This window comes from Microvirga lupini (assembly GCF_014191055.1).
Taxonomy (GTDB): Bacteria; Pseudomonadota; Alphaproteobacteria; order Rhizobiales; family Beijerinckiaceae; genus Microvirga; species Microvirga lupini_A.
Map to the genome: position 1 here is coordinate 34851 of NZ_JACHWB010000007.1, position 13187 is coordinate 48037.

Annotated in this window: 15 protein-coding genes; 5 read left to right on the forward strand and 10 right to left on the reverse strand. The window is 64.9% G+C overall.

The window, feature by feature from the left end; translation table 11 throughout:
* Window positions 1-10: 10 nt before the first annotated feature.
* Window positions 11-3094, reverse strand: a complete 3084-nt coding sequence (locus FHR70_RS20025) for an autotransporter outer membrane beta-barrel domain-containing protein (protein ID WP_183453521.1) — start codon at window positions 3092-3094, stop codon at window positions 11-13.
* A gap of 263 nt (window positions 3095-3357) precedes the next feature.
* Entirely contained in the window at window positions 3358-3840 is a 483-nt protein-coding gene (gene secB, locus FHR70_RS20030) for a protein-export chaperone SecB (protein ID WP_183453523.1), read from the reverse strand.
* A gap of 263 nt (window positions 3841-4103) precedes the next feature.
* On the opposite strand from secB, the gene FHR70_RS20035 reads away from it, so the two are divergent.
* The 5 genes from FHR70_RS20035 (at window position 4104) to FHR70_RS20055 (ending at window position 8049) form a co-directional block, all read left to right on the forward strand.
* Entirely contained in the window at window positions 4104-4826 is a 723-nt protein-coding gene (locus FHR70_RS20035) for a Tim44/TimA family putative adaptor protein (protein WP_183453525.1), read from the forward strand.
* On the forward strand, window positions 4823-5995 hold the full coding sequence (mltA, locus tag FHR70_RS20040) for a murein transglycosylase A (protein WP_183453527.1): 1173 nt from the start codon (window positions 4823-4825) through the stop codon (window positions 5993-5995). The genes FHR70_RS20035 and mltA overlap by 4 nt, the downstream gene beginning before the upstream one ends.
* Complete coding sequence (locus FHR70_RS20045; protein ID WP_183453529.1) at window positions 5992-6558, forward strand: Smr/MutS family protein; 567 nt, start codon at window positions 5992-5994, stop codon at window positions 6556-6558. The genes mltA and FHR70_RS20045 overlap by 4 nt, the downstream gene beginning before the upstream one ends.
* A gap of 7 nt (window positions 6559-6565) precedes the next feature.
* Window positions 6566-6985, forward strand: a complete 420-nt coding sequence (locus FHR70_RS20050; protein WP_183453531.1) for a helix-turn-helix domain-containing protein — start codon at window positions 6566-6568, stop codon at window positions 6983-6985.
* 62 nt (window positions 6986-7047) lie between these two features.
* Window positions 7048-8049, forward strand: coding sequence for an adenosine kinase (locus FHR70_RS20055; RefSeq protein ID WP_183453533.1), 1002 nt, complete (start codon window positions 7048-7050; stop codon window positions 8047-8049).
* Between the two features lie 40 nt (window positions 8050-8089).
* On the opposite strand, the gene FHR70_RS20060 is transcribed toward FHR70_RS20055, so the two are convergent.
* The 8 genes from FHR70_RS20060 to hisF all read right to left on the reverse strand — a co-directional run bounded on the left by FHR70_RS20060 (window position 8090) and on the right by hisF (window position 13164).
* Window positions 8090-8785, reverse strand: a complete 696-nt coding sequence (locus tag FHR70_RS20060; protein WP_183453535.1) for a gamma-glutamylcyclotransferase — start codon at window positions 8783-8785, stop codon at window positions 8090-8092.
* Between the two features lie 84 nt (window positions 8786-8869).
* Window positions 8870-9391, reverse strand: coding sequence for a YidH family protein (locus FHR70_RS20065; RefSeq protein WP_183453537.1), 522 nt, complete (start codon window positions 9389-9391; stop codon window positions 8870-8872).
* Window positions 9392-9441: 50 nt separating this feature from the next.
* A complete protein-coding gene (locus FHR70_RS20070; RefSeq protein WP_183453539.1) occupies window positions 9442-9795 on the reverse strand; it encodes a hypothetical protein in 354 nt (117 codons plus the stop codon).
* Between the two features lie 5 nt (window positions 9796-9800).
* Window positions 9801-10778: a type I pantothenate kinase gene (coaA, locus tag FHR70_RS20075; protein ID WP_183453541.1), complete on the reverse strand. Its 978-nt coding sequence runs from the start codon at window positions 10776-10778 to the stop codon at window positions 9801-9803.
* A gap of 19 nt (window positions 10779-10797) precedes the next feature.
* Window positions 10798-11118: a phosphoribosyl-ATP diphosphatase gene (locus tag FHR70_RS20080; protein WP_183453543.1), complete on the reverse strand. Its 321-nt coding sequence runs from the start codon at window positions 11116-11118 to the stop codon at window positions 10798-10800.
* Between the two features lie 7 nt (window positions 11119-11125).
* On the reverse strand, window positions 11126-11875 hold the full coding sequence (gene map, locus FHR70_RS20085) for a type I methionyl aminopeptidase (RefSeq protein WP_183453545.1): 750 nt from the start codon (window positions 11873-11875) through the stop codon (window positions 11126-11128).
* Window positions 11872-12375 carry a hypothetical protein gene (locus FHR70_RS20090; RefSeq protein WP_183453547.1) on the reverse strand — a complete coding sequence of 168 codons (504 nt, stop codon included), beginning with the start codon at window positions 12373-12375 and terminating at the stop codon, window positions 11872-11874. Before FHR70_RS20090 ends, map begins: the two co-directional genes overlap by 4 nt.
* A 6-nt stretch (window positions 12376-12381) precedes the next feature.
* Entirely contained in the window at window positions 12382-13164 is a 783-nt protein-coding gene (gene hisF, locus FHR70_RS20095) for an imidazole glycerol phosphate synthase subunit HisF (protein ID WP_183453549.1), read from the reverse strand.
* Window positions 13165-13187: the final 23 nt, after the last annotated feature.

The window sequence follows — 13187 nt, forward strand, 5'->3', positions numbered from 1 at the left end:
CTTTGCCGTCTCAATGCGTGGCGAAGCGCCAGACGAGATTGCCTTTGAGGGAATGATCCTGCGCCCGCGCACCGATCTGGCCCGCATAGGCGACACCGAGGCTCAGGGAATCGGAAGCCTTCCAGTCGAGCCCGGCTTCGATAGCCAGCGCATCCCGGTCCACCGGAACGCCTGACACCGCAAAGCCCGCGGCGCTGCCCGCAAAGGCAAGGAGCGCCTCGGGCTCCACATCGCCGAAGGCATGGCGCCAGCCCAGCATGCCGCGGATTGCCAGCGGAACGTCGGCGCTCAGACGCGCCTGAGCGCGAAGGCCCAGGGTGGTGGTGGCGAGATCCTGGTCCTGCCCGAAGCCGGTGAGTGCGGCGGTCCCGCCCTCTTCCTGGAAGGCACCCGTGTGCAGGCGCAGGATCGAGCCGCCGATGAAGGGTTCGAACTGCACACCGGCGAGATCGAAACGGTAGCCAAGTTCGGCGAAACCTTGAGCCGACCATCCATCGTAGGAGGTCTCGGTCGCGTCGGCGAAGCCGGGGAACAGCACTCGACGCCGGATATCGACATCATGCCAAGCGTAAGCCGCACCGAGCCTTAAGGAGAAGGCGCCCCAGGAGCCTGATCCGTAAAGCGCGCCGAAGACGCTCTCGTTGGTGCCCGAGGACAGGCGTCCGTTGATGTCGAAGCTCGTGCGGGTGAAGCCGCCAGCGAGGCCTAGGCGCCACACCGGGTCCAGCGCGCCATCGGCACCGAGGATGAAGCCGCCGGTGGAGGTCTCGAGGGAGGCGGCGTTGCCGTTCGAAGCCACCTTGGCCCAGGATCCGAAACCTTCGCCCCAGAGCGCGAAGCGGTGCGGATCGAGGCCCATGCTTGGCACGGCGATGTCTTGCGGAGCGGCCCCCGGCCGGTCGGCGGCATAGGCGGCGGCGTAGGAGCCCTGCGCCAAACTCGGCAAGCCCGCACCCATCGGCTCGCGCAGGCGGGTGAGGATCGCCTCCCGCACCAGGCGGCTATCCTCATAGGCCACGCTCATGGCGGAGGCATGCGCCTCACCGGACAGAGCATCGAAGGCTTGGCGCGCGGCACCGTCGCTCGATCCCAGCACCGCCTGAAACAGGTGGTTGCCGGATCCCAGCGCCTCGACTGCATCGGCGGTGCGGTACTGGTTGACGGTCTCGGCGACCGAATGGAAGCGGATCGGTCTGGGCTCGTCCGGATCCGCGGGATTGTCCGGCTCATCCGGATCCATCTTGCGGACAAGAGTGAGGGTCACCTTGTCGTCGTCATAGGCGAGGGTGGGTGTGACGAAGGCGAAATTGCCGCCGCTCGTGCCGGCGAATGTTCCCTTCACGCCGTTTCGCGCGGTCAGGATGAGGTAGGGAGAGTTCTCCGCATAACCGGTGCCCTGATCCGGAAGAATCCGTACCGTGCCGCCGGAGAGCGTCGCCGCGCCGCTGGCGGCGATCCGGTCGGCTCGTCCGGCCTTGTCGATCTCGAGCGCGTAAGTCGAGCCGGGCGCGAAGGAGACGTTGCCGTTCACGGTCAGGGTGCCGATGGAATTGCCCGGCGCCACCGTGCCGCGCGACAGAACCGACAGGCTGCCGACGGTGCCGGTGCCGCCCAGGGTGCCGCTGCCATGGGTGTCATGGCTCACCGAGACCGGAGACGAAGCCAGGGATCCGTTCACCACCAGAAGACCGTTCAGAACCTGCGTCGGTCCCGTCAGCGTGTTCCTGCCGTTCAGGGTGAGCGTGACGGGCGTGATCTTCTTCAGGGTGGTGTTGCCGCTGATATTGCCGTCGAAGGCGCCCTCGCTGATCGAGAAGGTCGCGCCGTTGCCGGTCAGCGTGCCCCGCCCGCGCAGGTCGAAGAAGGTGGAATCGTAAGATGCCAGATCGACGGTGGCGTTCTCGCGGATGGTCAGCGCCTGTGCGCCGCCGCTGAGAAGCGTGCTGAGCGCCCGGGACCCCGCTTTCAGCGTGCCGCCGGCCACGTCGATCCAATAGATTCCATAGCCGCCGCTCACCGTGCCGCCAATGCTCACCGTTCCGGTGTCCGATGCGGTGCCGAATTGCAGGACCGCGCCGTTGCCGACGAAATTGAAATTGATGTTGAGCGTCTGGCCCGCCGCGGCCGAGATCGTTCGGACGGGATCGCCCGCTCTGACGACGATGGGGTTCGCGAGCGTCGCCGTGCCGGCGATGTCGGAGCGCAGGTGACCGCCCTTGAGCGTAACGTTGCCGCTGCCGAGCGCGCTGGGGTTCTGGATCTCGAGGGTGCCGGCCTCGATGGACGTGCCGCCGGTATAGGTGTTGGCGCCTGACAGCGTGAGCGTGCCGGCGCCAACCTTGATCAGGGAGCCGCCGGTGCCGCCGCGGTTGCCGCCATCCTGAATCGTCCCACTGACGGTCGTGGACAGGCCATTGCCGCCGACCGTCAACGCTTTCGAGCTAATGTAATAGGTGCCTGACCCCTCGATCGAGCCGACGCTCATGCCGGAACTGGTGAGCCACGAGATGTCGACCAGTCCAGACTGGGTGATGAGTCGCGCTTGGCCTCCGCTCGCCTCTTCTCCGAAGAAGATCGATCCATTATCCGTCGTGGTGATAGTGGCGGCGGCGGCCGTGCTGGTATTCCTGAATCGAATATGTCCGCTGTTGGCGATGATGGCGCTGTCAGCCATGCTGGCATTGTAGAAGAACATCTGTCCGCTGTTGGCGATCATCAGACGATTTGCCGAATGATTGACGATGCCGGCGCCAGTGATCTCGAAATACCCACCTGGACCGTTCGTGAGCGTATAGGCTGGAGCTGCCGCATCGAACCGCAGCGTTCCAATATTCACGTCAGTGACGTTCAGAGACGTGACGTCGGATTCACCGAAGATCGCGGTGCCGAGCGGCGCGATGCCGGAACTCCAGTTCGCTCCCAGGCGCCAGTCATTCGAGATAGGCGTCGCCAGCCAAGTGGCATCCTGAGCTTGGACCTCTCCTGAGCAGATGATGAGCCCCAGCGGCAGGGCTGCCAACGCCGTTCCGGCCAGCAGCAGATGCTTGTGCAAGCGGATCGGTCTTTCGCCTCGATCGTTGCGAGCGAACAACATGCCAATCTCCCCCAGCCGGACATATTTATGCGGGGCGGCGCGAAGCACCCCGGTGCATAGGCTACCTCATACAAGGAATTGCTTCTTAAGGGGCGTGGCCTGAAGGCAAACGGCGAAGCTTTTGCAAGGGTGTATTATTACCGCAACATGTCTGCGGATCCGATGAAACGCGAATGTCGTCGTCGAGCAGCTTCAAAAAAGAAATCGGGCGAGGCAGTCACCTGCCTCGCCCGATCTGGGAAATTCGAAAATCGTCCGAGCGCTTACGACAGCGTCTGGCCGACGCCGTTCTCCTGCCCCTGCACCTCGGCGGCGCGCTGGCGGTAGAGGGCCACGAAGTCGATCGGGTCGATGTAGAGGGGCGGGAAGCCGCCGTTGCGCACCGCATCGGCCACCATCTGGCGGGCGAAGGGGAAGAGAAGGCGCGGGCACTCGATCATCACCACCGGGTGGAGCTGCTCCTGCGGGATGTTCTGGATGCGGAACACGCCCGAATAGGTGAGCTCGAAGGCGAACAACACGTCCTTGCCACCGATCTTGGCATCGCCCTCGAGGGTCAGGTCGACCTCGAAATCGGCCTCGGCGAGCTGCTTGGCGTTCACGTTGACCTGCAGGTTGATCTGCGGGCCTTCCGACTGCTGCTGCAGGGAGCGGGGGGCGTTGGGGTTCTCGAAGGAGAAATCCTTGCAGTATTGCGCAAGGGCGTTCAGCGAAGGCGCTGCGTTGTTTGCCGCATTCTCGGCCATGGTGTGGTGCTCCCTAGGGGGTGTCTCGTCGAGCCCGGGCGGAACGCCTCGTCGGATGAGGCGTCTGCGGCGGCGGGCCATGGATCTTCGCGCTACCATGCTTCACATGCGGGAAGCAAGATTTTGAGCCAACTCATTCGCTTGTCGGGGGCAGAGGTGGATGTTACGACCTCAAGACCCCATATGCGAAGGATGACACCTTCACCTCCTCGACACAACGCCCGGCCGCAACCGGGCGCGGGCAGGCTCACAACGGATCGACGATGCAGGATTCCTTCGACATCACGACCCTCATTTTCATTGTTCTCGCCGTATTCGTGATCTGGCGTCTCCGCTCGGTGCTGGGACAGAAGACCGGAAACGAACAGCCGCCTTTCGATCCGATGTCACGCCGGGATGCCCCCCTGCGCCCGGGCAACGCGCCGGCCGAGCCCGATCACAATGTGGTGCGCCTTCCCGGGGCCAATGGCCCGCGTCCCGCCGCCGAGGCTCCCCCGGCCGAGCGCTGGAAGGGTATTGCCGAGCCCGGCACGCCGACGGCTCAGGCGCTCGATGGCATCGTTCGCATCGAGCCGGGCTTCAATCCTGCCGAATTCCTGGAAGGCGCCAAATCCGCCTATGAAATGATCGTCACGGCTTTCGCCCAGGGCGACCGCAACACCCTCAAGGATCTTCTCTCACGCGAGGTCTATGAAGGCTTCGAGCGGGCGATCACCGAGCGCGAGCGCCGGGGCGAGACGGTGGAGACCACCTTCGTGTCCATCGATAAGGCCGAGATGGCCGGAGCCGAGCTCCAGGGCAAGAATGCCCAGGTGGTTGTGCGCTTCCTGTCCAAGCTGATCACCGCCACCCGCGATGCCTCCGGCACCGTCGTGGACGGCGGCCTCGACACCGTGGCCGACGTCACCGACGTGTGGACCTTCGCCCGGACGCTCGGCAGCCGCGATCCCAACTGGCTGCTCGTGGCGACCGAAGCGGGGCAATGAGAGATGCCGGACGGGTCCTTGTCGCCTGTCTCTTCATCTGGACGCTGAGCATGTGCGCTGCCGCGGCCGGATCGGCCCTGAAGGACCTCGCGCGCCTGGAGCCCCTCGCCTTCGCGGATCTCGCCGGCTGGGAGGCGGACGATCATGCGACGGCCTTCCGGGCGTTCCTGCGCTCCTGCCGGGCGCTCGAGGCCGCCTCCGCCGAGCTGCGGCCCGCGCAGGCGCCGCAAGCGGATCTTCTCGCCGTATGTCGCGAGGCCCTGAAAACGCCTCAGGCCAACATGGCCGAGGCGAAACGCTTCTTCGAGACGCATTTCCAGCCCCATCTGGTCGTTCCCCATACGGGTGGCGGCTTTCTCACCGGCTATTACGAGCCCGAATTCCAGGGCTCGCGCAGTCCGGATGCCGCCTACCGGGTTCCCCTGCTCGACCGGCCGCAGGACCTCGTCACCATCCCGCAAGGCGAGACCCTGCCGGGGATCGAGAAAGGCCTTCAGGCGGCACGGCGCACCTCGAACGGTTATGAACCTTATCCGGACCGTGCCGCCATCGAGGACGGTGTCCTGGGCGACCTCGCTCGGCCCATCGTCTGGCTTCGCGAGCCGGGCGAGGCGTTCATCCTGCATGTGCAGGGCTCGGCCCGCATCCGCCTCACCGACGATTCCGTGATGCGGGTGGCCTATGCCGGGCGTAACGGCCGGCCTTACACGTCCATCGGCCGGGTGCTGGTGCAGCAGGGCGCGATGGACCTGGAATCCATGACGCTCGAAAAGCTCATGGGCTGGCTGAAGGATAACCCTGAGCCGGCTAAGGCCCTGATGCGGCAGAACCAATCCTACATCTTTTTTCGCGAAGCCGCGGAGCTGGCGCCGGAGGACGGCCCCATCGGCGGAGCAGGCCATCCGCTCGTGCCCGGCCGCAGCCTCGCCGTCGACCGATCCCTGTGGGCCTATGGCCTGCCGATCTGGCTCGACGGGCAGTTGCCCCTGACGCTTGAGACGGCGGAGCCTCTTCAGCGTCTCATGATCGCGCAGGATACAGGCTCGGCCATCGTCGGACCGGCCCGGGGCGATTTCTTCTTCGGCAGCGGCGAGGATGCGGGCCGTCGCGCCGGGCTCATGCGCCATTCCGTGCGCTTCGTGGTCCTGCAGCCCAAACCCCGTTCATGACCCGTAAAAGCCGCACCCGCCAGCTCAGCCCCGAGGAGAAGCGGCTCTGGTCCCATGTGGCCCGGCATGTGAAACCCATGCAGGGCAAGACCCTGCCGCCCGAGCCGGAGCCCGAGGACAACCCCGCCACCGCCCCTGCCCCGGCGGTGGCGAAGCTCCCGCCGGCCCTGCCCCCTCTCCCGCCGCTAAAACCTCCCATGCCGCCGCTCGCGCCTGTGGAGCGCAAGACGCTCCAGGCCCTGCGCCGCGGCCGCAAGGATGTGGACAGCGTCATCGACCTGCACGGAATGCGCCAGGAGGAGGCGCATTTCGCCCTGTTGAGCTTCCTGCATCGCGCGCAGGGCTCCGGCCATGCGCTCGTCCTGGTGATCACTGGCAAGGGCGGTGCAGCGGTGAGCAACGGCCTGTTCGAGGAGCGCGGCGTGCTGCGCCGCATGGTGCCGCACTGGCTGCGCCTGCCCGACCTGCGCCACCTGGTGATCGGCTTCGAGGAGGCCTCTGCCCAGCACGGCGGATCCGGTGCACTCTATGTCAGGCTCCGCCGGCGGCGGAGTGCGGGATGATGAGCCAATGACACCCTTCGGTGAACGGGTGCGGCAGCTGCGCCAGGAGCGCGGGCGCATGTTGAAGGACATGGCAGCCCATCTCGGCGTGTCGAGCGCCTATCTGTCGGCCTTGGAGCGCGGCGAACGCGGCAAGCCCACTTGGACGCTGATCCAGGGCGTGCTGCAGTATTTCCACATCATCTGGGACGAGGCCGACGAACTCACGCGATTGGCCGACCTCTCCGACCCGAAGGTGAAGATCGACACGGCCAACACAGACCCCAAGGCGACGCTGCTCGCCAACCGTCTGGCGCGGGAGATCCGCGGCCTGACCCCGGAAGAGCTCGACGCCCTGCTGGCCGTTCTCGACCAGGCGCAGGAGCGGGAGCGCGGGGCCGGTTGTGCCGTTCCAAGCGATGCCCAAGCACCTGTTTCTCCCCGGTAAAAGCTTGACCTCCCCTGCCCCGGATGCGAAAGCGCCCCGTCATTTCATAACCCCGGTGGCTCATGTCCCAAACCCGCATCGACGTTCTCACCCTCGGCAACGCCATCGTTGACGTGCTCGCCCATACGGACGAGGCCTTCCTCCTGCAGAAGAAGGTCCACAAGGGCGCCATGCAGCTCATCGACGAGGCGCGGGCGGAAGAACTCTACGGCGATATGGGCCCGGCCATCATCGTGTCGGGCGGCTCCGGTGCCAACACGGCGGCGGGTGCGGCCTCCCTCGGCGTGAAAGCCGGCTTCATCGGCAAGGTGAAGAACGACGAGACCGGAAAACTCTTCGCGCACGATCTCAAGGCGATCGACGTCCATTACGACGTGGCGCCGGCGCAGGACGGCCCGGCCACCGCCCGCAGCTTCATCCTGGTGACGCCGGACGGCGAGCGCACCATGAACACCTATCTCGGCGCCTGCCAGAACCTCACGCCCGACGACGTGAACCCGGATACGGTGCGCGCCTCTCAGATCGTCTATCTCGAAGGCTATCTCTGGGATCCGCCGGCCGCCAAGGAGGCCTTCCGCAAGGCCGTGACAATTGCCCACGAGGCCGGCAACAAGGTGGCGCTCACGCTCTCCGACGCCTTCTGCGTCGACCGCTACCGCGACGAGTTCCTCGGCCTCATCCGCGACGGCAGCCTCGACATCCTCTTCGCCAACATCCACGAGCTGCAGAGCCTCTACGGCACGTCGGACGCCGACACCGCACTCGCGGCTCTGCGCGAGGAGAACGTGCTCGGCGCCATCACCCGCTCGGCCGAGGGCGCGCTGATCGTGAGCCGCGACGAGACCAGGGCCGTGCCGGCCTTCCCCGTGGAGCGCGTGATCGACACCACCGGCGCCGGCGACCTCTTCGCTTCCGGTTTCCTGGCCGGTCTCACCCTGAATCTCGATCTGACCGACTGCGCCCGCCTCGGAGGACTGGCCGCCGCCGAGATCATCAGCCACCTCGGCGCCCGCCCGCAGGTAAGCCTCAAGGAGATGGCCGAGCAGCAGGGTTTGCTGGGGTGAAGCAGCAGGGAAACAGCGCCGCAGCCTCCGGCTTGTGGCGCTACCTGCCTTCCGCTTCTTCAATCTTGGCGGCCACGAGTCTTTGCAATCTCCAGAGATTGCTGTCGTGGATGCCGTGCTCTTCCAGATGCATAACCGTGTTGTGGAGATATTCGGCCCCTGAGCCCCAATGGCCGCAGGCTTTGGCGAGTACGTCAGCCACATCATTCAGGGTCAGCCGTCCGACATAGGCAGACGACTGACGATTCATCACGAAGGCGAGGGCTGTCACCGGGCCCTCGTCCGTCATGACCGTGATCCAGCGCGGCATGCTGTTTGCCGGTTTTGCGGTAAATTCACGCCGGAACAGCTTTCCCAATTGGGCTTGCAGGGATTGGCCGGGAAGCCGGTAGAGGATTCCTCGGCACTGGCCTCCCCGGTCGAGCGCCATCATGAGGCCCGGCTGATCCTTCGTGGCCCGAAAGCGGGTGATCCTGAAGCAGAAGGAGCGGTGCCATCCATGAGCCCTGCCCCGTCGCGCCTCCACATGCTCCACCTCCGGCTTCCAGATCAGCGAGCCGTAGGCAAAGAGCCAGGCATCCTCTCCCGCAGGGTGCGTGGCGAGGATGGTCTCCACGATCGCATCGTACTCGTCATCGGAGTGATAGACGAGACCCGGTTCGGGCCCGGGGTCCTCGAGAGCACGATGAACACGCGCCACGTGATCGCACGTGAGCGCCATCTGCCGGCTCCGCATCGGATCGTCCTCCCGGCCTGAGACCCCAACCGGCAAAGACTAGCTCAGACCGAGTCCTTCGTCCAAGACACCAAACATCCTGCCTCAATCCCCACTCGTCTGCCCGAACCACAGTCCGAACAAAGCTGCGAGCGAGACGAGCGCCAGAAACCCGTTGAACAGCACGAGCAGGAACGGCGGAAGGCGCTGCACATCCGGGTGCGGCGGCTGCGAGCCGGTGAAAACCTGGCGCCAGACAGCGGCGGCGAAGCAGAAGGCGCTGAACAGAATCAAGACGGACCCGGTAGAGAGGATCATCCAACCCGGCACCACGCCCGCGAGCAGCTTCTGTGCGCCGATGCCGGAGGCGAGCGAGGCGAGGCCCGTACGCACCCAGGCCGCATAGGTGCGCTCGGCCGCAAAGACCGTGCGGTTGGCGGCGAGCTCCGTGCGCCGGTCGGCGGAATCTTTGAGTTGAACGGTCGCGGTGGCGGTCGTCTTCGCGGCAGCCCGCGTATGCTCTGCCGCTTGCTGGGTGTTTTCCGCAGCCTCTTGCGTCTGCTCGGCTGCTTCCTGCGCATGCTCGGCGCTGCGCTTGAGCTTTTCGTCGACCGGTGGCGTGGCCATGCATCCTCCTCTTCGGAGGCACAACGCTCAAGATTGTGAATTGGTTGGCCTTAGTTGGGGCTATCTAACACCATGGCGAGCAGCCACGCCATGCAAAGCCAGGTGATTCCGCCGAGGACGAACAGGGCTCCCGTCGAAATGCCCGATGCCTTGTCGCCCCAGAGCGCATCCATCATCCGGCTAGGCTGATCCGCTGCGCTGGCGGCCATGCCCGTCGAGGCACTCGACCCGGAGGTCGAGCCCACGAACATGAGGGCGCCCAAGGCCCCCATGCCGAGGCCCACATAGGACGCAATGTCGAGCATTTCGACGACGGAATTCCGGCCCATGAGCCAGACAAGTGCCGACGTGCCGATCAGCGCCAGACCGTTGAGAACGGCCAGTCCTTTGACGATGTCCTTCATGCAGGTCAGAGCCGCCGCAACGCCACCGTCTCGATCCGGTGGCTCGCGCCCTTCTTCAGGATCAGGCTCGCGCGCTGGCGGGTCGGGATGATGTTTTCCTGAAGGTTCAGCAGGTTGATGCGGTTCCACAGGCCCTCGGCGATATTGATTGCCTCGGCCTCGGGCAGCTCCGCATAGCGCCGGAAATAGGAGAGAGGATCGCGGAAGGCCGTGTGACGCAGGCGCAGGAAACGGTTCACATACCAGCGGTGCAGATCCGCCTCGTCGGCGTCGATATAGACCGAGAAGTCGAAGAAGTCGGACACGAAGGGGATGGCCGTGCCGTCCTTGGGCATGCGCGCCGGCTGGAGCACGTTCAGCCCCTCGACGATGAGGATGTCCGGCCGGTCGACAGTGGTCTCCTCGCCGGGCACCACGTCATAGACGAGGTGGGAATAGAGCGGTGCCTTCACGTTGCGCTTGCCGGCCTTGATGTCGGCCAGGAAGTGCAGGAGCTTGCCGGTGTCGTAGCTCTCCGGAAAACCCTTGCGCTCCATGAGCCCGAGCCGCGTCAGCTCCGCATTGGGCAGGAGGAAGCCGTCCGTGGTGACGAGGTCCACCTTCGGAGTGTTGGGCCAGCGGGCCAGCAGCGCCTTGAGCACGCGGGCCGTGGTGGACTTACCCACCGCCACCGAGCCTGCCACGCCGATGATGTAGGGCACCTTGGCGTCCTTCTCGGCGAGCAGGAAGCGCTGGGTCGCCTTGAACAGCCCTTGGGTCGCCGCAACGTAGAGGGAGAGCAGACGCGAGAGCGGCAGGTAGATCGCCGCCACTTCGTCGAGGGAGATCGGATCGTTGAGGGATTGCAGCTGCACCACCTCGTCGGCGGTGAGCGTCATGGGCGCGTCGGCACGCAGCTTCGCCCATTCGTCGCGGGAAAAGACCCGGTAGGGCGACAGGCCGTCATCGGTCTCAGGGGCGGAAATCACGTTGGGCTGGTCCATGCGAACCACCTTTTCCGTTTTAGGTCTTGCGCGCGGCCTTCTCCGCAAGACCCGACTGCGCCGTGCGGCGCTCCAGTTCGGCCATGACGTCACTTAGAGGAATATCCGCGCCCTGCAACACGACCAAAAGATGATACAGCACGTCGGCGGCCTCCGCTGTCAGGTTTTCGCGATCGCCCTGCACGGCCGCGATCACCGCTTCCACCGCCTCCTCGCCCAGCTTCTTGGCCGCCTTGGCGGGTCCGCCGCCGACGAGCTTGGCCGTATAGGATTCCGATGCTGGAGCGGCGGCGCGCTCAGCGATGATGCGGGCGAGATCGTCGAGGGTGAAGGAGGTCATGGGTGAACTAGCCCGGCAGGGTGACGACGAGGGGACCGTTGCGGGTGGCAACGACGGTGTGTTCGTATTGGACGGTGGGCGCGCGTGGCTCGCTGAACAGGGTCCAGGGATCGTCGCCATCCTCGGCCCATTCAGCCCCCAGGGACAGAAACGGCTCCACGGTGAAGACGAGACCCTCGTTCATGATCCGGCGCTCCGAGCGGTCTGGCCAGGTCGAAATTTCCTTCGGCTCCTCGTGCAGGGAATGGCCGATGCCGTGGCTCGCGAGATTACGCACCAGGGTGTAGCCGTTCTTTTCGGCAAATTGTCCGATGGCCTGACCGATGCCGGCCAGGGGCTTGTTGGCCCCGACCTGGCGCAGGCCGATCCACATCGCGCGCTTGCCGTCGCGGCACAGGCGCTTGGTGGCGTTCGTGATCGGTGGAACGGCGAAGGAAGCGCCGGTATCGGCAAACAGGCCGTTCTTCTCGGCCGAGATGTCGATGTTGACGAGATCGCCCGCCTGAATCCGCCGGGAGCCGGGAATGCCATGGGCGACTTCCTCGTTGACGCTGATGCAGGTGGCACCGGGAAAGTCATAGACAAGCTCCGGGCCGGACCGGGCACCGGCCGCCTCGAGAAGCTTGCGCCCGATCAGGTCGAGCTCAGCCGTCGTCATCCCAGGCTCGAGCGCCGCCGCCATGGCCTCAAGCGTATTGGCCACGATCCTGCCGATCTCCTGGAGCTTGGCCAGATCATCCTCGTTGGAGACCGTCATGAATGGGATGCCTTCAAATAGCTTTGCCAATCGACAGGGAACCGGCGGTCATAAGTGCCCCGCCACGAGGCGATACGCAACTCGTGATCGCCTGCCGGGACATCAGAGAATTTGGTGAGGTCGCCAGGATGAGCGGTCGAGCTCAGTCTCATTCTGTCTTCTTTCCAGACGGATGCAATAATGATGTCTTCATTCAGCAAGGCTTGCAGAAAGTCTATTATCTGGCCGTAGCTATCAGATCCATCAAACCCCTCCGGCCATGAAAAATGGGTGTGAAAATCACCAAAGAAAACGGTGATCTCCTCGCCCCAAGTGGAGATTTCGAGCGGATGTTCATGGGTGATCCCGGAAGGATCAGGAATGGTGAGTCCTAGAAAGTCCTGGCCAGCATCTTCGTCGCGTAGGATGCGGACATGCTCAAGCCATTGCGGAAAATGCGCCTTCAGAAAGTCGAGAAAACCGGCATTGAGCGCTTGAGCATTTTCCTTTGACAGAGCCATTGCCGTTTACTGAATAGCATCCAGCCGCATCTTGAGGCCCTTGCCGGCCATGTATCCCTTGGCTTCCGAGATCGTATGCGTGCCGAAGTGGAAGATCGAGGCCGCGAGCACCGCGCTGGCATGGCCCGTCTCGACGCCGTCAACAAGGTGGTCGAGATTTCCGACGCCGCCCGACGCGATGACCGGCACCGAAACCGCGTCCGCGATGGCGCGCACAAGCGCGAGATCGTAGCCGCCCTTGGTGCCGTCGCGGTCCATGGAGGTGACCAGAAGCTCCCCTGCCCCGAGCGCCGCCACCTGCTTGGCGAACGCGATGGCGTCGATGCCGGTGGCATTGCGGCCGCCATGGGTGAAGATCTCCCAGTGCGGAGGTTCACCCTCCCCTGATACTTTCTTGGCGTCGATGGCCACGACGATGCATTGCGCACCGAACTTTTCCGACGCCTCGCGCACGAAATCCGGGTTCTTCACAGCGGCGGTGTTGATCGACACCTTGTCGGCGCCTGCGAGCAGGAGCTTGCGGATGTCTTCCACCGTGCGCACGCCGCCGCCGACGGTGAGCGGCATGAAGCACGCCTCGGCCGTGCGCCGCACCACATCGAGCAGGATCCCCCTCGCCTCGTGGCTCGCCGTGATGTCGAGGAAGCAGAGTTCGTCGGCGCCGGCCGCGTCATAGGCCTTCGCCGCTTCGACCGGATCGCCCGCATCGACGAGATCGACGAACTGCACGCCCTTCACGACGCGCCCGTCCTTCACGTCGAGACAAGGAATGAGACGGACTTTGAGCATCGGACGGTTTCCACAAACGGGGC

Coding starts and splice junctions, on each gene's coding strand:
- FHR70_RS20025 (WP_183453521.1), bottom strand. CDS start 3,094: ATGTTGTTCGCTCGCAACGATCGAGGCGAAAGACCGATCCGCTTGCAC.
- secB (WP_183453523.1), bottom strand. CDS start 3,840: ATGGCCGAGAATGCGGCAAACAACGCAGCGCCTTCGCTGAACGCCCTT.
- FHR70_RS20035 (WP_183453525.1), top strand. CDS start 4,104: ATGCAGGATTCCTTCGACATCACGACCCTCATTTTCATTGTTCTCGCC.
- mltA (WP_183453527.1), top strand. CDS start 4,823: ATGAGAGATGCCGGACGGGTCCTTGTCGCCTGTCTCTTCATCTGGACG.
- FHR70_RS20045 (WP_183453529.1), top strand. CDS start 5,992: ATGACCCGTAAAAGCCGCACCCGCCAGCTCAGCCCCGAGGAGAAGCGG.
- FHR70_RS20050 (WP_183453531.1), top strand. CDS start 6,566: ATGACACCCTTCGGTGAACGGGTGCGGCAGCTGCGCCAGGAGCGCGGG.
- FHR70_RS20055 (WP_183453533.1), top strand. CDS start 7,048: ATGTCCCAAACCCGCATCGACGTTCTCACCCTCGGCAACGCCATCGTT.
- FHR70_RS20060 (WP_183453535.1), bottom strand. CDS start 8,785: ATGCGGAGCCGGCAGATGGCGCTCACGTGCGATCACGTGGCGCGTGTT.
- FHR70_RS20065 (WP_183453537.1), bottom strand. CDS start 9,391: ATGGCCACGCCACCGGTCGACGAAAAGCTCAAGCGCAGCGCCGAGCAT.
- FHR70_RS20070 (WP_183453539.1), bottom strand. CDS start 9,795: ATGAAGGACATCGTCAAAGGACTGGCCGTTCTCAACGGTCTGGCGCTG.
- coaA (WP_183453541.1), bottom strand. CDS start 10,778: ATGGACCAGCCCAACGTGATTTCCGCCCCTGAGACCGATGACGGCCTG.
- FHR70_RS20080 (WP_183453543.1), bottom strand. CDS start 11,118: ATGACCTCCTTCACCCTCGACGATCTCGCCCGCATCATCGCTGAGCGC.
- map (WP_183453545.1), bottom strand. CDS start 11,875: ATGACGGTCTCCAACGAGGATGATCTGGCCAAGCTCCAGGAGATCGGC.
- FHR70_RS20090 (WP_183453547.1), bottom strand. CDS start 12,375: ATGGCTCTGTCAAAGGAAAATGCTCAAGCGCTCAATGCCGGTTTTCTC.
- hisF (WP_183453549.1), bottom strand. CDS start 13,164: ATGCTCAAAGTCCGTCTCATTCCTTGTCTCGACGTGAAGGACGGGCGC.